Here is an 18,784-nt window from a genome sequence, read left to right on the forward strand (position 1 = left end):
CTCCTTTTTCGGAGACGGCGCCGTTTCATCAATGCCGCACGCATTCGTTCCGCGCGGCATTCCCTTGCTGATCAGATATTGAAGGCCGGTGCATTGCCACCGGGCAAATCCTATGGCGTTCACTCGTTTTGCGGCGCGCGATCGCGCCTTCCGCAATGTTTTTCGCTTTTCTTGGGCCCACTGGAAGAAACAGCCGGTGCGGCTTGCCGGCATCCTGAGCGCGGTGCTGCTGGCCACACTTGCCGATGTGCTGACGCCGCTCTATGCCGGCCGTCTGGTGGATGCGATCGTCTCGGGGGCGGCGAGCGACGCGATCGCTTGGAATGCCGCGCTCTCGGCCTTCATGATGATGATGGCGCTTTCGCTTGGCGCCATCGTCTTCAAGCACGCCGCGATCATGATCATCGTCAGCCTGACGTTGAGGATGATGTCCGACATCGCGGCTGCTGCGTTCCACCACATTCAGCGCTTCTCCAGCGAATGGCACGCCAACAGCTTCGCCGGCTCGACCGTGCGCAAGGTGACGCGTGGCATGTGGGCGATGGACCTCTTCAACGACACGCTGCTCGTTGCCCTGTTTCCCTCGGTCGTGATGCTGATCGGCTCGACGGCGCTGATGGCTTGGCACTGGCCGATCATGGGCGCGATCGTCGGCCTTGGGTCCGTCCTCTTCATAGCGGTCACGGTCCTGCTGTCGCTCGGCTATGTGGCGCCGATGGCAAGCCTTGCCAACAGCTGGGACACGCGGCTTGGCGGTGCGCTCGCCGATGCGGTGAGCTGCAACGCCGTCGTCAAGGGCTTCGGCGCGGAGAAGCGCGAGGAGGCCCGCCTGGCGAAGGTGCTCCGGAAGTGGGAGAACCGCACCCGGCGTACCTGGTCGCGCGCGACACTGAACGGCACGGCGCAAGGTGCGATGCTGCTGGTGGTCCGCGCAGCGATCATCGGGTCTGCCTTGCTGCTCTGGGCGAAGGGCGAGGCGAGCGCCGGCGACATCACCTTCGTGCTCACCTCCTTCTTCATCCTGCAGGGTTATCTGCGGGAGATCGGCATGGATATCCGGCACCTGCAGCGCTCGGTCAACGACATGGAGGAACTCGTCGCCATCCATGCCCAGCCGCTCGGCGTCGAAGATTGTCTCGGAGCGCGGCCGATCCAGATCACCGACGGCAAGATCGAATTCCGCAACGTGACCTTTCATTATGGGGCCCATCGGACGCCGCTCTATGACGGGTTCTCGGTCACCATCCGCGCCGGTGAGCGCGTCGGCCTCGTCGGACATTCCGGCTCGGGAAAGACGACCTTCGTCAAGTTGATCCAGCGGCTGCATGACGTGAAATCGGGCCAGGTTCTGATCGACGGGCAGGATATCGCCGGCAGCATGCAGGCGTCGCTCCGCCAGCAGATCGCCATCGTCCAGCAGGAACCGATCCTGTTCCACCGGTCGCTCGCCGAGAACATCGCCTACGGGCGGCCCGGCGCGACACAGCGCGAGATCGAGGAGGCAGCGCGTCTGGCGAGCGCGCACGACTTCATCTCCGGACTGCCGAAGGGCTACGCGACGATGGTCGGCGAGCGGGGCGTGAAGCTGTCCGGAGGCGAGCGTCAGCGCGTTGCCATTGCGCGGGCGTTCGTCGCGGATGCGCCGATCCTGATCCTCGACGAAGCGACGTCGAGCCTCGATTCGGAGTCCGAGGTGCTGATCCAGAAGGCGATGGAACGGCTGATGACCGGCCGGACCACGCTGGTGATCGCCCACCGGCTGTCGACCGTCAGGGCGCTGGATCGCCTGCTGGTCTTCGATCGCGGCCGCATCGCGGAAGAGGGCGATCACGACATGCTCATCCGCCTCAAGGGCGGCATCTACCGGAGCCTCTTCGAAAGGCAGGCGCTGGAACTGACGAAAGGGCTCGTGCTCAGCGACGGATGAGTAAGTGTCGTCACACACCATGCTGCCGGCCGGGCAAGAGGATCTTCTCGCCCGGCCGGAGCGGATAGTATTGCTTTGACAGTCTCAGATTGCGCTCTATCATCCAAAAGTTGCAGCCGTGACGGCTGCACCTCAATGCGCGGGTGAATCCGTGTGGCAAGAAGCAGATGCGGTTTTTGCAATCACATGCGATTCGCATCGAAAACGCGGCGGAACAATCGCTGCGGCCTTTTCTATTCTAGGAGGGGGAATGCGCGTTTCCGTCATCGTCACCTTGCCTGCCCAGGAGATTCTTCGATCATCAAGCCTCGCGGCATTTTCAACACCGAACGCCGGCTTGCCGGCTTTTGAATCCACGGAACGTGGAGGACTTTACCTCGATCCGCTTTTTCCGCCGTTGCCACTTGCGGCCCGGGAGCCGGAAGGAATCGATCTCGCCTTGGCAACTGCCGAAAATGCACCCAGTTTCGTGGCTCGAGGAACGATCGATGTTGAAAAGGTCGAGGAGATAAAGGCAGCTAACAAGGGCGTAGAAATCTTCGCCGACCCGGAAATCGGTCTTTTCAAGCCATACTGCGGACCGACGCCCGTTGGCACAAGGGCCGATGTCGAATCGAAGCTCGATGTGGCCGCCTTGGCGGCCAAAGGCCTCGACGGCAAGCGTGTTGCCGTTGCGATCATGGACACAGGCATCAACATGGCACACCTTCGCACTGGAGGCTTAAAGCCAAGGCTTGACCGCCGCACCTTTTGGGCTCCGCCTGGAGTTCCGGCGATGCCCGGGCTCTATCCTGTCGGACATGGGACAATGTGCGCATACGACGTATTGATCGCAGCGCCATCCTCGACACTGTTGGATTTCCCCATTCTTCGATCGACCACGCCCGGCGGAAGCGCTATGGCTGGCTTCCTGAGCGACGCGCTCCTGGCATACGCGTATCTCAACGCAAGGGTCGCAAGCCCCGGATGGCGACGCAGGTATCGAGCGCTCGTCGTCAACAACAGCTGGGGTATGTATCATCCCAGTTGGGATTTTCCTCCGGGGCATCCGGGTCGCTATTCCGACAATCCGAACCACCCGTTTAACATCATCGTCGGGACTTTGACGCGGGCAGGGGCCGACATCCTCTTTGCGGCCGGCAATTGTGGGGCAGATTGCCCCGACGGTCGGTGCCAGGGCGTGACCAAGAACACAATCGCCGGCGCCAATGCGCACCCGGACGTATTAACACTGGCCGGTTGCGACATCACCGACAATCGCGTGGGCTATTCATCCCAGGGCCCGGGCATCCCCGGAATGGCGAAGCAGAAGCCTGATCTCACTGCATACACCCATTTTCTCGGCTCCGAGGCGTTTGGGGTCGGCTCGCCCGATTCCGGGACCTCGACAGCGTGTCCGGTGGCAGCGGGCTGCGTCGCGGCTATCCGCACAAGACTCGCTCCTGGCAATGTCGCGCCAAAAGTCCTATTTTCGGAGTTCAAGGCCAAAGCCTTGCCTAAGCCGGGTACGACGAATAAGTGGAACAAAGGCTACGGCAGAGGCATAATTCGTCCCTTGGCCGTAGCAAGCCACTTTGGCCTATGAGTGCGCACCGACTGGGAGCGGACATGGCTGGAAATTTCGTTCTGATGACCCTTGCATGCCTCGATGGCGTGCCTAGCACCGATCGGTGTGCGGAGATTCTGGGGGTCCACCCGCGTGACATCGACCCTTCTTTCGGAGTGATCGCTATAGATCCGGAACACGGTCGCTACGCCGTACAGGTTAGAGAGGAAGCAATCAGTCAACTCAAACAATCCGGTGGCGAGTATAATGGACCCTTCTCGAATCCTCGTATCGAAGGATTCGGGCCGCCCGAGAAAGATTGAGCGTCGCGGCGCATCCGGCATTGCGCGATCGCGGGATGCCGCCAAGCGGGACTACAGCGCCGCGCGTCTTATCAGACGCGCAAAGGTCGCTGTAGCACTTTGAATTGCTGCATGTTTTTATCCTTCAATCGAGTACGATTTAAGGAAACATGCAGTAGACACACGCACCCACATTCGCTCCACCGTCGCGCCTTCTTTCTTTCTCGATCTGCGCTCTTGTGTCTTTCCACGGCATCCGGCATTCACAAACCGTCCGATTTGGCCTAAAAGGCCGGCAGGTAACACTCCGGTCGCAGCCTACCCGGTCAAAACAAGGACACCTGTCATGAAAACCATCGTAATCTGCTCCGGCGGATTGGATTCCGTTTCGCTTGCGCACAGGATAGCGGCGGAGCATGAGCTTCTCGGCCTCCTGTCGTTCGACTATGGCCAGCGACACCGCAAAGAACTGGATTTCGCCGCCGCCTGCGCCAGGCGCCTCGGCGTGCCGCACCAGATCATCGACATTCGCGAGATCGGCCGGCACCTCACCGGCTCAGCGCTGACCGACGACGTCGACGTGCCGGACGGCCACTATGCCGAAGAGACGATGAAGACGACGGTCGTGCCGAACCGCAACGCCATCATGCTGGCGATCGCTTTCGGTGTCGCGGCCGCTCAAAAGGCCGATGCAGTCGCCGTGGCTGTGCATGGCGGCGATCACTTCATCTATCCCGACTGTCGGCCGGGCTTCATCGATGCCTTCCAGGCCATGCAGAACCATGCGCTGGAGGGATATGCCGACGTCGCTCTCCATGCGCCCTATGTCCGCGTCTCGAAGGCGGATATCGTCGCCGACGGGGCGAAGCACGGCACGCCATTTGCCGAGACCTGGTCCTGCTACAAGGGCGGTGCCCGCCATTGCGGACGGTGCGGCACCTGCGTCGAACGGCGCGAAGCCTTCCATCTCGCCGGCGTTGCCGATCCGACCGAATACGAGGATCCGGATTTCTGGGTCGCAGCCACCCGCGCCTTCGCGGCCGAGGAGGTGCGCTGATGTTCCGCATTACCAAGGAATTCCACTTCTCCGCCTCGCACCAGCTCCCGAGCCTGCCGCCCGAGCATCAGTGCGCAAGGCTGCATGGGCACAATTATGTCGTCGAGGTGGAACTGTCGGCAGAAACGCTCAACGAGCACGGCTTCGTGCGCGACTACCATGAGCTTGCGCCGCTGAAGCACTATATCGACGAGGCCTTCGATCACCGCCACCTGAACGATGTTCTCGGCCATGACCGGGTGACGGCGGAATGCCTGGCACAGCATTTCTATGACTGGTGCAAGGCGCGGCTGCCGGAGACAAGCGCCGTGCGCGTCAGCGAAACGGCGAAGACCTGGGCGGAATATCGGCCATGACCGCGACGCGATCCACCGAGATCCGCGTCAGCGAAATCTTCGGCCCGACGATCCAGGGCGAAGGCGCGCTGATCGGCCTGCCGACGGTGTTCGTGCGGACCGGCGGCTGTGACTACCGCTGTTCCTGGTGCGACAGCCTGCACGCCGTCGACAGCGCGTATCGCGAGGAATGGCGGGCGATGACGGTCGACGACATCTGGAGCGAAGTCACCCGGCTTTCCGGAGGTCTGCCGGTCACGGTCTCGCTTTCAGGCGGCAATCCGGCGATCCAGCCGCTGGGAGCGCTGATTGCCCGCGGCCACCGGGAGGGCTATCGTTTTGCCCTGGAGACGCAGGGTTCGGTCGCCCGCGACTGGTTCGCCGAACTCGACATGCTGGTGCTGAGCCCGAAGCCGCCCTCGAGCGGCATGGAGACGGATTGGGAGGCCTTCGACGCCTGCCTTCGGATGGCCGGCGGCAAGCCTCAGACCGCGCTGAAGATCGTCGTCTTCGACGAGGCCGACTATGCCTATGCGCGGGCAGCGGCGGCGCGCCATCCGCAATTGCCTCTCTACCTGCAGCCGGGAAACCACACGCCCCCACCCCCGGATGACGAGGATGCGCCGATCGATATCGAGGGCGTGATGGAACGGATGCGCTGGCTCGTCGACAAGGTTATCGAGGACAAGTGGTTCGAGGCCCACGTGCTGCCGCAGCTTCATGTGCTGATCTGGGGCAACAGGCGGGGCGTGTAGCGGCGCCCAAATCAGGTGCGCTACACGATTTTCCCTTAAATCGATTCCGATTTAAGTGATCACGCAGTGGGTCCCGCCATTTCCAGCTCGGGCACGGCCGCGTCGAGGCGGACCGGTTTCAGGGCCGGGCCTTCGGCATCCTTGACGAGGTGGATCACGCGGGAAAACAGCGCGCCGTTGCGCGGAGTGCGGCCGATCTTGACGACCGCCGTTTCCCGGAGGTCGGTTTCGAAGATCGATAGCGCGCGCTTCAGCGCGTCGCTGTCCATCGACTCCAGTGCTTCATCGATGATCACCCAGCGCGGCCGTTGCAGGAGTATGCGGGCAAAAGCCAGGAGGCGCTGGTCGTCGTCGCTGAGCTCGCGCTCCCACCGGGCTTCCTGGTCGAGCGATGTCGCCAGGTGGTCGAGGCCAACTTTCGTCAGCGCGGCGACGATCTCCGAATCGGCAAAGCCGTCGGAGTGAGGATAGGCGAGGGCATTGCGCAGCCGACCCCGCGGGAAATAGGGCGCGCGTGGAATGAAGGCGACGGAATCGTCGGCGGGCAAACCGACACGCCCGCCGCCCCAGGGCCAAAGTCCGGCGAGGGCACGGAAGAGCAACGTCTTGCCGGCGCGCGGATCGCCGCTGATGATGACGCGCTGGCCGGCGCCGATCTCGATATGGGGCTCGGCGAGCCTCGTTCTCCCAGATGGGGAGACCACTTCGAGATTGTCGAAGGTCAGGCTGGCTCTGTCGTTTTCGACGAATTCTATCCGCTTTTCCCGGTCGTGCAGCGTGTCCGCCACGATGAGAGCGCGTCGGAATGCGGCAACCCGCAGCAGCGTCGCGCGCCAGTCGGCGATCGCACCGATATTGGCCACGAACCATTTGAGCGAAGAGTGCACCTGGTTAAAGGCGCCGACGGCCATCATCAGGCCGCCGAAGCTGATGTTTCCCGCGAAATAGACGGGTGCGGCGATCAGGATTGGTGCGACGACCGTCACCCAGCCATAGCCGTCCTGCACCCAGGCAAGATTGATCTGGGCGCGATAAATGTTGCGCACGGACCCGAGCACGGAGGAAAGATCGAGTTCCAGGCGTCTGCGTTCTCCGTCTTCACCGCCCGCCAGCGATATGGCGTCGATATGCTCGTTGACATGCATCATCGAGAACCGCAGATCGGCCTCGCGCGCATAGCGCTCGCCGTTCAGGCCGACGAGCGGCCGCGCGACCAGCCAGCTCACGCAGGAGGCGGAGCCGGCGTAGAGGATCGCCGCCCAAACCATATAGCCGGGGATCTCCAGCGATCTGCCGCCGATCTGGAAGGCGAAGCCGGCCGAGAGCGACCAGAGTACGCCGACGAACGAGGCGAGCAGGATCGACGATTGCACGAGGCCGAAACCGAGATCGGTGGTCAGATCGGCGAGGTGGCCCGCATCCTCCTGCATCCTCTGGTCCGGATTGACGCCGATCGCGCCGCCATTCGCAAGCCGAAAGGCACGGCGCGGCCGCATCCATTGACCGATCAGGTCCAATGTCAGTCCTTCACGCAGTTTCAGCCGCACCATCTGGTTGAGCCACTGTTGGGTGACATTGAATATCAAGAGAACGCCGGCGATGACGACGAACAGCAGGAGCTGATAGAAAAAGGCGTTGAGATCGCGCCGCTCGATCGAATCGAAGAATGGTCGGTACCAGCGGTTGAGAATAATCTGCCCGATAGCGGTAACGATGATGACCGCCAGACTACCGGCGGTGAGCCACAGGATCGGCTTCAGAAGCGGCGAGGCGACGAAGGCACGTCGCATCATGTCGAACTGCTGCCAGATGCTGCTGCCCTCGGGTGGTGCGGCCGGCGATCGGGGCGCGGTCTTCTTGCCGGTCGGTTTCCTCATCGTCATTTCCTCCCTTTCAAGGGGCACATCTTATCGGACCTAACCCGACGGTCGGTACACCGAGCTCATCGGCAAGCACGAGGCACCAACAGACGGTTCAGGGTCGTTGGGATCCCGGTCGGTCCTGAGATGGACGCAGGCTCGCGCCGATACCGGATCAACGAGGCCAGCGCCCAGTGCCAGGGTCGGCCGCAATCGTCCGTCCCAGGAAAGTCGGAAAAATCCGGGGTTGCCGTTGAAATGCCCGCATTCGGGGGCGGGCTGGAGCCCGTTCATTGCAAATATACGACTGAATATCCGTAGATGCTGAAATACAGCGACTCTAAAAATAACCATGCAGCCAGTGTACGGGTAACCACGCTCCATGGAAACAGATTTTGATACCCGTCAGGGGTGTTCATCGCCCCTTATGTGATCGCCTTTAGAGCGCAATCGTAGCAGCACCATTCATTTCGGCTTGTTCATGTTACAACATTGACATAAAACGTTACCGCCGTCCCAAGGCGTGTGTCACCCGCACTCAACCGCGAATTCGCAAGAATTGCATGCCAAGAGAAGGAGACATTTATGTCCATTTCACCCTCCAACATTGGCCACAAGCATGCCTCGGCCATACTCGGCGGCGACATCGCCGCTCGCGTTCGGGCTGCTCGTGAAGCTGTTGGTTATAGTATCGAGGATCTCGCAGTCACCTGCGGCCTCGCCAATGTTGAAATAAGCGAAATTGAAAGCGGCATGGACAACAGTCCGGCAAAACTGAAGCGAATCGCGATTGCCCTTCAGGTGCCGATTTCGGACTTCCTGCCCGCCGAAATCTAGTTCAGTGGACCGGCCGACGAGACGCGTCGGCCGGGTCGCCACCACTTCCACCCTTCTTGCGATTTTTCCTCAAAACCGGCCCGCAGCGCTCGATCGGGGACTCACGCGGCAGCGGCAAGACTCTTGATCTTGCTGACGAGCTCGGGGCCGTCGAACGGCTTGGCGAGGCGTGGCAGGGAACGGAAACGTTCCGGCAGGTCCGATGCCGCGTAGCCGGTGAGCAACAGGACAGGCACCCGTCGTTCGAGCAGTTCGTCGACAAGCGGATAGACGAACTCGCCGCGCAGATTGAGATCCAATGTCGCAATGTCAAATCTTTCCGCGCGCGAGGCCGCAATCGACGTGCTGAGACTAGTGAACGGTCCGACCACCAAATAGCCGGCCGCGATGAGATCGTCCTCGATTTGCAGCGCCACCAGAAATTCGTCCTCGACAACGAAGACCCGACATGGCTCCACGGCTGTCATGGCGAGGCTTCGCAGGGGCAGGGGATGTCGATCGTGCACACCAGGCCTTGCGGTGCGAAGTCCAGTTGGACATTGCCGCCGAGGTCGGAGGCGAGCACGCGTTCCAGCAGCAAGCGCCCGAAGCCGTTGCGTTTTGGGGCGAGAACCGGCGGGCCGCCCGATTCGCTCCAGCGGATTCGCAGCCGATCGGTTTCCCGGTCCGCCCACCATTCGATGCCAACGCTGCCGGTTTTCACCGAAAGCGCCCCATGTTTGGCGGCGTTGGTGGCGAGCTCGTGGGCCGCCATGCCCAGCGTCAAGGCGTATTTCGGCGGCAGCATTGTCCGCGGGCCCGAGAGCGAGACGTTGTTCTTGCCGTCGTCATGGTAGGGGGCCAATTCGTCAAACAGCACGGTTTCCAACGAGACGCCGGACCAGCTTGCTTCGGCAAGGCGCGTATGGGTTTGCGCGAGCGCCCGGATGCGGGCATCGAACGAGCGGTGCGCATCGTGCATATCCGGATTCGTCGAAAAGGACTGGCGCGCGATGGAGCTCACGATTGCAAGCGTATTCTTGACGCGGTGGCTGAGCTCGGCAACGAGAAGATTGCGCTGGGATTCGGCTTCCTTGCGCTCGGTGATGTCCATGCAAACGCCGGCCAGTTTGCTTGGCTTTGCAGGACCTTGAGGCGAAAACTGCCCGAATGCCTCCATCCAGCGAATCCCCCCGTCGGGAAGCCTGATCCGGTAAACGACGTGATAATCCTCGCCGGTCTCCATAACCCGGGCGATTTCCAGTTCGACAAGCAGAAGGTCGTCCGGATGAATGTCGCGCTTGAAATCGGCAAATGTGCCTCCGAATGTTCCCGGTTCAAGATGGTGCAGCGCCTCGAGCCCCTGCGACCAGATCACTTGGCCGGTGCCGATGTTCCATTCCCAGGCGCCCATCCGTCCGGCACCCAGCGCGATTTGCAGCCGGCGTTCGCTCTCCTGCAGCGCTTCCTCGGCCTGCTTGCGTTCCGTTATGTCCACCGATGCCGCCACGGCGCCCACCACCGCGCCCGAGGCGTCCCGCAGCGGCGTCGCATTGCCGAAGACGTGGCGCGACGTCCCATCGGAAAATCGGATTTCCTCCTCGAAGTTCGGCACGTCCTCGCCCCGCGCTGCGCGCTGCACCGGCAGATCCTCAGGCGCCAGCAGGTTTCCCCTGGCGAAGACCTGGAAGTTGTCGGGGCGCAAGCCAGCGGTCGCCGACAGCGACAGGTTGGACTCCGGCGGCCGCCGGAGAAGCTCATAGGCGGCCCGGTTGCCGCTGATGACTTGGCAATCGGGCGTGCGCGAGATCCAGATCGAGGCCGGTACGGCCTCCATGATCGCCATCAACTCGGCGGCGCGCGCCCTCTCGCTCGCCTCGTTGCGCCGCAACTGCTCTTCCGCGAGGCGCCGCGCTTCGTCGGCACGCATTCGCTGGATGCTGAAGCCCAGTTGCCGGGCGATCGTCAACGCCACGCCGATCTCGTTTTCGGTGAAAGCATGCGGCATGTCATAATAGGTCATGAACTTGCCGATGAGCCTGCCTTCGGCGACGAGCGGGATGAAGCCGAGCGCGGCGATGCCTTCCGCCTCGATTGTCGACCTGAGGGCGCCCAGCGCTTCGGCCTGAGCAACGTCTTCGAGGAAGATGGGCTGCGGATCCCGTTGCTCGCGGGTCCAAGGGGAGTGCCCGTCAACTGCGTCCCGGTAGAGCGATGAAAGACCGCGCCACGCAACGAAATGCATGGTTGCGGTGTTGTCGAAGAGCAGAATGGAGGCCCGTTGGCATCCGAGCGCGCCCTGGATGGCATCCAACGCTGCCTCGTAGACCTCAGAAATCTCCTGAGCGCGGTGAAGCCTCTCGGTCAGGCGATGGAGCGCGGCCTGTTCGCGCAAGCGACTTGCCAGAGCTTCACTGGCCCGTCTCTGCTCGGTGATGTCGCGGGCGATCTTGGACGCGCCGACAATATGCCCGGAAGCGTCTCGAACCGGCGAAACCGTGAGCGAAATATCGACGAGACGGCCGTCCTTGCGACGGCGGGTCGTCTGATAGTGATCGATGCGCTCGCCGCTGCGGATGCGCCTGAGGATATTAGGCTCCTCGTTCTCATAGCCGGGCGGCATGAGAATGGTGATCGACTTTCCCACGACCTCTTCCGCCGCATATCCGAAGAGCCGCTCGGCACCCTTGTTCCAACTCGTTATGATGCCGTTCAAATTCTTGGTAACGATGGCGTCGTCCGAGGATTCGACAACTGCCGCGAGATAGCGGGAATCCTGTTCCGCGCTCTTGCGGTCGGTGATGTCGACGAGGAGATTGACGGCCCCGGTAAGCGCACCGGACTCGTCGAAAATCGGCGTTGGATGGGGGAGAAGCAATGCGGTCGAGCCATCCGGCCGAACCACCACCAATTCCTGCCCGCGGATCGGCTGGCGCCCCTTCAGCGCCATGGCCATCGGGCATTCGTCGTGCGGCAACGATGAGCCATCGGGCCGGCGAAGCTTCCAGCTGACGCACCAGCGATCCTCGCCGACTTTCGGCTGGCGTCCCGCCAGATCGGCTGCGGCAGAGTTGAAATAGGTGACGAAGCCGTCCGCATCCGTGGTGTAGACTGCAACGCTCAGTGCATCGAGTGCGGATCGAAAATCCGGTGAGCCCACGGCACCAAGATCGCCCACGACGTATTTGGGCAGAGTCTCCGCACTGCACATAGTTCCCTCCGCACGCCGCATAACGCCAAACAACGCTGCTCATGAGAACTTTGTTCCAGAAGTCCCCAAAAGACGTAGGGGTGTGGAACTCCGCCTGGGGTGTTAGGTTCGCCGGCGGAGGAGCGTGGCCCTTGGGCTTTGCGGAGGAGGAGGTCAATCAAACTGGAGATATTCGATGAGCAGAACTGTGCTGAATGCCGTGGGCAAGCCGCTTTACTACAGCGGAAGTTCGACGGCCTGGTTTTCCGCCACCGGATCGGGACCCACGCTCTATGGGACGGCCGGCAATGATTCCATGTGGGGCGACAGTTCCGTAAACGTCACCATGATCGGCGGCAAGGGAGATGACATCTATTATCTCTATTCGGGGATCAACCGGGCCTATGAGGCAGCGGGCGAGGGCGTCGATACGATCAATACATGGATGAGCTACACGCTCCCGCAGAATTTCGAGAATCTGACCGTCACCGGCAATGGCCGGTTTGCCTTCGGCAATGATATCGACAACATCATCAAGGGCGGCTCCGGCAGCCAGACGCTCGACGGTGACGGCGGCAACGACGTCCTGATCGGCGCGGGTGGTGCCGATACCTTTGTCTTCGCGCGCGGCAACGGCAGCGACCTCATCACCGATTTCAACTTCGACGACACCGTTCGCCTGGATGGTTATGGGTTTACCTCCTTCGATCAGGTTCTGGCCAATGTGAGCCAGGAGGGTTCCAACCTGCGGCTCGCTTTGGCGGACGGCGAGAGCCTGGTGTTCGCAAATACCACTGCCGACCAATTGCAGGCGCACCAGTTCAGGCTCAGCCTCGACCGCTCCGCGCTGACCCAGACTTTTTCGGACGAGTTCAATACGCTTCAGCTCCGAAGCGGCACGAGCGGCGTCTGGGACGCTAAATTCTGGTGGGCGCCGGAGAAGGGAAGCTCGCTTTCCGGAAACGGCGAGCTGCAATGGTATATCAATCCGACCTACGGGCCGACTGCATCGGCCAATCCGTTTTCCATCAACAACGGCGTTCTGACGATCAAGGCCGAGGCGGCATCGGAAGCCATTCAGGCGGAAATCAACGGTTACGATTACACGTCCGGAATCCTGACGACACACTCGTCCTTCGCCCAGACCTACGGCTATTTCGAAATCCGCGCCGACATGCCGGACGACCAGGGCGTATGGCCGGCCTTCTGGCTACTGCCCGCCGATGGCTCCTGGCCACCGGAACTCGACGTGGTGGAAATGCGCGGGCAGGATCCGAACACGATCATCGCGACCGTGCATTCGAACGAAACCGGGTCGCAGACCAGCATCGCCAGCGCGGTGAAGGTTTCTGACACAAGCGGCTTTCACAAATACGGGGTGCTTTGGACGGAAGAGGAGATCGTCTGGTACTTCGACGATGCGGCGATCGCGCGTGCCGACACACCCTCGGACATGCACGACCCGATGTACATGCTCGTCAACCTGGCTGTGGGCGGCATCGCCGGCGCGCCGAGCGACGGGCTCGTCGACGGATCCGAGATGAAGATCGACTATATCAAGGCCTATTCGCTGGACGCCGACTGGCAGATCTAACGACGGAGGCTTGGGAGGCCGACAGCAAGCCGCCGTCCTCCCTTGCAGATGCTATTTCTGGATGCAGGTATCCGCCGTGTCCTTGGTGCATTCATCGAGACCGGTGAAGACCGGATCCTCGACCGGCTTGCCGGCGATCAGGTCCATCATCACCGAGGGCGCCTTGTAGCCCATCTCGAACGGCCGCTGGCCGACGAGGGCGGTGACCAGCCCCTCCTTGGCGATGGCCACTTCTTCGCCGATCGTATCGGCAGCGCCGATCACGAATTCGTTCTTGGCGATCTTTTCGGCCATCGGCTTGAACAGGTCGCGGTAAGGCTGTGGCGCACCGAACAGCGGCCAGCCGCCCATGATGCCGAAGGCATCGAGGTCGGGATTGGCGGCCAGGATGTCGGTCATCGCCTGCACGCCCTTGGCACCGTCGTCATTGGTGAACACCGGGCAACCGGCTACTTCCGTCCAGCCGCCTTCGCCCTTGAGCTCCGCCAGGTCTTTTTGCCCCGTCAGCGCATCGCGCATGCCCTGGGCACGGCGCAGGATGTTGTCGGCGCCGGGGTTGCCTTCAATGGTGCAGATCTTGCCGCCATTCGGCTTGCCCTTCTTGATGTACTCGCCGATACGGTAGCCCATCAGGTAATTGTCCGTGCCGAGATAGGTCTTGCGCAGCGCCGAATCTTCGGCCGCAAGGTCCGCATCCAGCGTCATCACCGGAACCGTCGGATTGGCGGTCTTGAGCGTCTGGGCGATGAGCTTGGCGTTCGACGGCGAGATGGCGATGGCCGCCGTATCCGCCTTGCCCAGCATGTCCTGGACGATCTGCGCCTCACCGGCCTCGTCGGATGTCGAGGCGGGCCCGGTGTAGAAGCATTCATACTCCGAATCCGGATTTTCCTTGTTCCACTTCTGGCAGCCCTGGTTGATCGCCTCGAAGAACGGGTTGTCGAGGCCCTTCACGACAATGACAAGCTGCTTCTTCTGGGCCAGAGCGGTTCCGGCGCCGAGCGCCAGTACGGCTGCTGCAAGCAATAATGCCTTCCTCATGCTTTCCTCCCTTGAAACGCACGGACACCCGCGTGTCCGCGACACCAGTCAGCCGGGATACCAGACGATGCGCGGATTTCCCTCCGGGCGCTCGTACTGCCAGGCCGAGTCTATAAGCTTCTCGAGATCGTAGCCGGGTCGCCAGCCCAGCAGCTATTTGGCCTTGCTGTTGTCCATCCAGTTGGAATGAAAGCGGCTCGGGATTTCGACGCTGCCAAGACCGCGCGTACGAGCGAGATAGGCAGCGACTTCGCCGTAGTCCACCGGTCGATCCATCGCGATGTTGAAGAGTTGGCGGACCGCGCGGGGGTGGTCGATGGCGGCCAGGATCGCCGCGACAAGATCGTCGACATGGACGAAGTTGCGCTTCAGCGGCTGGCCGTCTGCGTCCAGCAGCAACGGCACCGTGCCGTCTTTCGCATAGCGTTCCGCGTCGGCTTCAGGGACGAGATCCTTCCACACCGGTCCGCCGAAGACATCGTCGCCGAAGGAGAGAGAATATTTGAAGTCATCCTTCTCCATGATCCAGGGCGCGCGCAGGCAGCAGCCGTTCAAGCCATACTGGATGCCGTATTGCTCCAGCATCACCTCTTCCAGCACCTTCGACAGGGCGTAGCAGCCTGGATAGGCACGATGCGGCGTTGCCTCGGTGATCGGGGCGTCGTGACGATGGTAGAAATGGCCGATGCCGGCGTCGCCGCCGATGAGGATGAACTGCCGGGCGGTCTCACTCGCCCGGAATTCCTCGAGCAGCCAGAACAACCCCTTGACGGTCACGTCCATGACGCTGTCCGGGGTTTCCTTGCAGGTGGCGAGATGGATGACGTGCGTTACGCCGACGAGCGCCCTGGCGGCCACGTCGCGCTCGGCGATGGTTCCGCGGACCACTTCGACACGGTCTGTCTCGGCATGCAGGCGGTTGTGGCAAAGCGCACGGATGCGCGCCTTGGAAAAACGCGGATCGTCAAGCAGCCCAGCGATGAGATGCTGTCCGACCTTGCCCGTTGCCCCGGTGACAAGGATCAGCATGCTCTCCTCCTGCTGATAGCTAATATCCGCGCGCTTCGCGCGTCAACGAATATTTGTAATACAATATGCGTTTGCGCGCATGTACCTCTTTATTTGTAGGACGATTGACGCTGTTCGATGCATTTGCGTAAATGGATGTCACCGGGGGAGGAGACCCGGCCAGCGACGGCGTATGGGCTCTTTTCCGAGCCAGCGCCGCTTGGCTGCAGGTATTGGGAGGCTATCGTGGCGGTTCTCGAACTCGCCAATGTTTCCAAGCATTTCGGCGCCATCCAGGCGGTCAACGACGTTTCCTTTTCGCTTCAGGCGGGCGAGGTCGTCGGCCTCATGGGCGACAACGGCGCCGGCAAGTCGACGCTCGTCAAGATGATCGCCGGCAATTTTCGGCCGAGCCACGGTGCCATGCGCATGAACGGTGCCGATCTCGTCCTTCATCGCCCCGTCGAAGCGCGCCAGCACGGCATCGAGATCGTCTACCAGGACCTGGCGCTCTGCGACAACTTGACGGCAGCGGCGAACGTCTTCCTCGGGCGGGAATTGCGGCGCGGCGTCGGTCCGTTGCGCGTTCTCGACTACAAGTCGATGTACCGGCGCGCCGGTGAGATCTTCAAGGAACTGAAGTCGGAAACCCGCCCGCGCGACCTCGTCAAGCAGATGTCCGGCGGCCAGCGGCAGGCGGTGGCGATCGCCCGCACCATGCTCTCGGAAGCAAAGATCGTGCTGATGGACGAGCCGACGGCCGCGATCTCCGTTCGCCAGGTAGCGGAAGTGCTGAATCTGATCCGCCAGTTGCGCGACCGCGGAATTGCCGTGGTGCTGATCAGCCACCGCATGCCTGACGTCTTCGAGGTCGCCGATCGTGTCATCGTCATGCGGCGCGGCCGAAAGGTCGCCGACAAGGCGCTCGCGGCGAGTTCACCGGAAGAGGTCACGGGTCTGATCACCGGCGCGATCGAACAGGTATAACGAGTCTCAGGAAAAGCGAAGGTCGGTCATGGCAGTTACCTTGGATCGGGCGATCGGGCAGAGGCAGCAGGGATGGGTCACCTCGGTTGTTTCCAGCCAGACATTCTGGGTGCTGATCGCCGTCATTCTGGCCTGCCTCTTCCTGTCGGTTGCTACGGATACCTTCGCGACGTCGAAGAACCTCTACAACATCACCCGCAACTTCACCTTCGTGGCGATCATTGCGCTGGGCATGACGCTGGTGATCATCACCGGCGGCATAGACCTGTCGGTCGGATCGGTCCTCTGTCTCTGCAGCATGGTGCTCGCAGTGGTGATGAATGCCGGCTACAGCATCGAGGTCGGCATCGCCGCTTCGGTCGGCACCGCCCTCGTCATCGGGGGGTTCAACGGCGTCATGATCGCCTATCTCGGCTTTCCGCCTTTCGTGATCACGCTCGGCATGCTGTCGATCGCCCGAAGCCTGGCGATGGTCGCCTCCAACAACACCGTCGTCTTCCAGTTCGGGCCCGATCATGACACGCTGCTTGCGCTGGGCGGTGGCGCCTGGTTCTTCGGCATCGCCAATCCGGTGCTCTACATGATCGTGCTGGCGCTGCTCACTGGCTTCGTGCTGCGCTGGACGAGATTCGGCCGCTATGTCTTCGCGATTGGCGGCAACGAGCACGCCGCGACGCTGACCGGCGTACCGGTGCGCCGCATCAAGGTTGCCGTCTACATGATTTCTGCGCTTTCGGCGGGGGTGGCCGGCATCATCCAGACCGGCTGGCTCGGCGCCGTCACTACCAATATCGGCGCCGGTATGGAGCTTCAGGTGATTGCCGCTGCCGTCATCGGGGGCGCCAACCTGGCCGGCGGGGTCGGCACCGCCTCCGGCGCGCTGATCGGTGCGGCGCTGATCGAGGTGATCCGCAACAGTCTCGGCCTGCTCGGTATCAATGCTTTCTGGCAGGGAACCTTCATTGGCGGCGCAACGGTACTCGCCGTCCTGTTCGATCGTATCCGCAGCTTCCGCCAGAGCGAGTAGCGCGGCCGGCCGTTCAACCCTTGGCGAGAATGCGCTGCATTTCCATCACGGCGGCGTCGAGCTGTGGGTCGCGCCCGTCCGCATAAGGCAGGCTGAAGGATACGGCGATATCCGGTTCGACACCGCTGCCTTCCAGGCGCAGACCATCGTCGATGACCGCATCGGAGACCGCCACTTCCAAAAGGCTGTCGTCGGGAAGAAGAAAGGCACGACCAGCAAGCAGGGCGCCCGCGGTCCGTGCGCCGACGAGCGGTACGCCATTGACTTTTAGCGCATGCGCGAAGAGCTCGAGGCCGCTTCTTGACCCTTCATCGATGATCGCCACCACCGGGCGCCGCCAGCGAACGGTGCCGAGCGTGTCCTTGCCGTCGCGTGAGATCAGCCGGAATGTCGGCACCCCGCCGACGAAAAGGTCCGCCGCATCGGGCGGGCCGCCGCCCCAGCGACCGCGCAGGTCGACGATGACCCCGTCGGCGTCCTTGAGGCGACCGCTGGCGAGTTCACGGGCGACGATATCGAGGCCGTCGCGGGTCGATAGGGTCCAGAGCCGCAGATAGCCGATGCGCCGCCCCTCCCGTTCGGTGACCGTGATGCTTTTTTCGATCGCCTTTTCAAAGGTCCGCAGCGGCTGCAGCCGTTCGACGGCGACCGTGACGGTGATCGGCAGTCCGTCGCGGTGCCGGCGCAGCCGGACGTCGACGGTTCGACCGACTTTGTCCCGGAAGGACGCGATCTCTCGGTAGGGCACGCCATCCACCGAGAGGATCTCGTCGCCGACCCTGATGCCTGCCCGGGCGGCGGGCGCCCCATCATAGACGTCGCTGACGAAGCGCTGGCCGCGTTCGAGGCGCGTGACCATGCCGATGCCGGCATAACGAACTTCACCGTCCGGCGGGAACAGGCGTTTGATGTCGTTGCGGATGGCGAAGCGGAATATGTCTGCTAGTTCGTAATAGTCGATCGTGTCGTCGGTGAAGCGGCCGGTATGCGACACGCCGAGGCTGGCGAGGACGCTCTCGACCGCCGCGTCGACGCGATCCTCAGAACTCTTGGCGGTCAACCGGCCCTGCTCATTCGTCAGTTGCTGGCGAACTGCGGCGTGGAAGCGGTCAAGTCCGGATGTGTCATAGAAATTGTCGGCGACCAACTCGACGGCGCGATCGAAGACCGCATGGCCGGACCGGGGCAGATCCAGAGCAACACTGTGGCTTGGTGCAAGCAAGAGCAGGAGCGCGAAGGGCAAGGGGCGACATGTCTTCATCGTTGAGGAACCATGTTTCCGGTCATGCCCAACAGTATCCGCAAAGCCGCGGCCGGATCGAGACTCCCCTCAACAACAT

General features: G+C 62.2%; 14 protein-coding genes and 1 pseudogene. 9 read left to right on the forward strand and 6 right to left on the reverse strand.

The genetic code is table 11. The features are described from left to right. Positions 1–112: 112 nt before the first annotated feature. The 5 genes from RHIBR816_RS0114170 (at position 113) to queE (ending at position 5,922) form a co-directional block, all read left to right on the forward strand. Positions 113–1,927 (forward strand): ABC transporter ATP-binding protein, encoded by a 1,815-nt coding sequence (locus RHIBR816_RS0114170; RefSeq protein ID WP_018237214.1) that lies wholly within the window; start codon positions 113–115, stop codon positions 1,925–1,927. Positions 1,928–2,177: 250 nt separating this feature from the next. Then, a complete protein-coding gene (locus tag RHIBR816_RS35950) occupies positions 2,178–3,512 on the forward strand; it encodes a S8/S53 family peptidase (protein WP_018237215.1) in 1,335 nt (444 codons plus the stop codon). Between the two features lie 609 nt (positions 3,513–4,121). Then, the gene (gene queC / locus RHIBR816_RS0114180) at positions 4,122–4,832 is read left to right on the forward strand and encodes a 7-cyano-7-deazaguanine synthase QueC (protein WP_018237217.1); all 711 of its coding nucleotides are present in this window, start codon (positions 4,122–4,124) and stop codon (positions 4,830–4,832) included. Then, positions 4,832–5,188, forward strand: coding sequence for a 6-carboxytetrahydropterin synthase QueD (queD, locus tag RHIBR816_RS0114185; RefSeq protein ID WP_018237218.1), 357 nt, complete (start codon positions 4,832–4,834; stop codon positions 5,186–5,188). The genes queC and queD overlap by 1 nt, the downstream gene beginning before the upstream one ends. Next, positions 5,185–5,922: a 7-carboxy-7-deazaguanine synthase QueE gene (gene queE, locus RHIBR816_RS0114190; protein ID WP_018237219.1), complete on the forward strand. Its 738-nt coding sequence runs from the start codon at positions 5,185–5,187 to the stop codon at positions 5,920–5,922. The genes queD and queE overlap by 4 nt, the downstream gene beginning before the upstream one ends. A gap of 59 nt (positions 5,923–5,981) precedes the next feature. On the opposite strand, the gene RHIBR816_RS0114195 is transcribed toward queE, so the two are convergent. Further along, positions 5,982–7,799: an ABC transporter ATP-binding protein/permease gene (locus tag RHIBR816_RS0114195; RefSeq protein WP_026186989.1), complete on the reverse strand. Its 1,818-nt coding sequence runs from the start codon at positions 7,797–7,799 to the stop codon at positions 5,982–5,984. 567 nt (positions 7,800–8,366) lie between these two features. Between RHIBR816_RS0114195 and RHIBR816_RS0114200 the strand changes: the two genes are divergently transcribed. Next, the gene (locus RHIBR816_RS0114200; protein WP_018237221.1) at positions 8,367–8,618 is read left to right on the forward strand and encodes a helix-turn-helix transcriptional regulator; all 252 of its coding nucleotides are present in this window, start codon (positions 8,367–8,369) and stop codon (positions 8,616–8,618) included. Between the two features lie 101 nt (positions 8,619–8,719). Here RHIBR816_RS0114200 and RHIBR816_RS0114205 read toward each other — a convergent pair whose 3' ends face one another. Both RHIBR816_RS0114205 and RHIBR816_RS0114210 read right to left on the reverse strand, forming a co-directional pair. After that, positions 8,720–9,085 carry a response regulator gene (locus RHIBR816_RS0114205; RefSeq protein WP_018237222.1) on the reverse strand — a complete coding sequence of 122 codons (366 nt, stop codon included), beginning with the start codon at positions 9,083–9,085 and terminating at the stop codon, positions 8,720–8,722. Further along, positions 9,082–11,808, reverse strand: coding sequence for a PAS domain S-box protein (locus RHIBR816_RS0114210; RefSeq protein WP_018237223.1), 2,727 nt, complete (start codon positions 11,806–11,808; stop codon positions 9,082–9,084). The genes RHIBR816_RS0114205 and RHIBR816_RS0114210 overlap by 4 nt, the downstream gene beginning before the upstream one ends. A gap of 175 nt (positions 11,809–11,983) precedes the next feature. Here RHIBR816_RS0114210 and RHIBR816_RS0114215 point away from each other — a divergent pair, with 175 nt between their 5' ends. After that, positions 11,984–13,381, forward strand: coding sequence for a family 16 glycosylhydrolase (locus tag RHIBR816_RS0114215; protein ID WP_018237224.1), 1,398 nt, complete (start codon positions 11,984–11,986; stop codon positions 13,379–13,381). 51 nt (positions 13,382–13,432) lie between these two features. Here RHIBR816_RS0114215 and RHIBR816_RS0114220 read toward each other — a convergent pair whose 3' ends face one another. Together RHIBR816_RS0114220 and RHIBR816_RS34165 are read right to left on the reverse strand one after the other, a co-directional pair. Then, positions 13,433–14,422 carry a sugar-binding protein gene (locus RHIBR816_RS0114220; RefSeq protein ID WP_026186990.1) on the reverse strand — a complete coding sequence of 330 codons (990 nt, stop codon included), beginning with the start codon at positions 14,420–14,422 and terminating at the stop codon, positions 13,433–13,435. Between the two features lie 48 nt (positions 14,423–14,470). Further along, positions 14,471–15,451 (reverse strand): annotated as a pseudogene (locus RHIBR816_RS34165) (NAD-dependent epimerase/dehydratase family protein). A gap of 225 nt (positions 15,452–15,676) precedes the next feature. Between RHIBR816_RS34165 and RHIBR816_RS0114230 the strand changes: the two are divergent. Then, entirely contained in the window at positions 15,677–16,417 is a 741-nt protein-coding gene (locus tag RHIBR816_RS0114230; protein ID WP_018237227.1) for an ATP-binding cassette domain-containing protein, read from the forward strand. Positions 16,418–16,445: 28 nt separating this feature from the next. Beyond that, positions 16,446–17,444 (forward strand): ABC transporter permease, encoded by a 999-nt coding sequence (locus RHIBR816_RS0114235; protein WP_018237228.1) that lies wholly within the window; start codon positions 16,446–16,448, stop codon positions 17,442–17,444. A 13-nt stretch (positions 17,445–17,457) separates the two neighbouring features. Here RHIBR816_RS0114235 and RHIBR816_RS0114240 read toward each other — a convergent pair whose 3' ends face one another. Then, entirely contained in the window at positions 17,458–18,705 is a 1,248-nt protein-coding gene (locus RHIBR816_RS0114240; protein ID WP_026186992.1) for a S41 family peptidase, read from the reverse strand. Positions 18,706–18,784: the final 79 nt, after the last annotated feature.

The organism is Ensifer sp. BR816 (assembly GCF_000378985.1).
Taxonomy (GTDB): domain Bacteria; phylum Pseudomonadota; class Alphaproteobacteria; order Rhizobiales; family Rhizobiaceae; genus Sinorhizobium.

Coding starts and splice junctions, on each gene's coding strand:
- RHIBR816_RS0114220 (WP_026186990.1), bottom strand. CDS start 14,422: ATGAGGAAGGCATTATTGCTTGCAGCAGCCGTACTGGCGCTCGGCGCC.
- RHIBR816_RS0114195 (WP_026186989.1), bottom strand. CDS start 7,799: ATGAGGAAACCGACCGGCAAGAAGACCGCGCCCCGATCGCCGGCCGCA.
- queD (WP_018237218.1), top strand. CDS start 4,832: ATGTTCCGCATTACCAAGGAATTCCACTTCTCCGCCTCGCACCAGCTC.
- RHIBR816_RS0114215 (WP_018237224.1), top strand. CDS start 11,984: ATGAGCAGAACTGTGCTGAATGCCGTGGGCAAGCCGCTTTACTACAGC.
- RHIBR816_RS0114170 (WP_018237214.1), top strand. CDS start 113: ATGGCGTTCACTCGTTTTGCGGCGCGCGATCGCGCCTTCCGCAATGTT.
- queE (WP_018237219.1), top strand. CDS start 5,185: ATGACCGCGACGCGATCCACCGAGATCCGCGTCAGCGAAATCTTCGGC.
- RHIBR816_RS0114235 (WP_018237228.1), top strand. CDS start 16,446: ATGGCAGTTACCTTGGATCGGGCGATCGGGCAGAGGCAGCAGGGATGG.
- RHIBR816_RS0114210 (WP_018237223.1), bottom strand. CDS start 11,808: ATGTGCAGTGCGGAGACTCTGCCCAAATACGTCGTGGGCGATCTTGGT.
- RHIBR816_RS0114200 (WP_018237221.1), top strand. CDS start 8,367: ATGTCCATTTCACCCTCCAACATTGGCCACAAGCATGCCTCGGCCATA.
- RHIBR816_RS35950 (WP_018237215.1), top strand. CDS start 2,178: ATGCGCGTTTCCGTCATCGTCACCTTGCCTGCCCAGGAGATTCTTCGA.
- RHIBR816_RS0114240 (WP_026186992.1), bottom strand. CDS start 18,705: ATGAAGACATGTCGCCCCTTGCCCTTCGCGCTCCTGCTCTTGCTTGCA.
- queC (WP_018237217.1), top strand. CDS start 4,122: ATGAAAACCATCGTAATCTGCTCCGGCGGATTGGATTCCGTTTCGCTT.
- RHIBR816_RS0114205 (WP_018237222.1), bottom strand. CDS start 9,085: ATGACAGCCGTGGAGCCATGTCGGGTCTTCGTTGTCGAGGACGAATTT.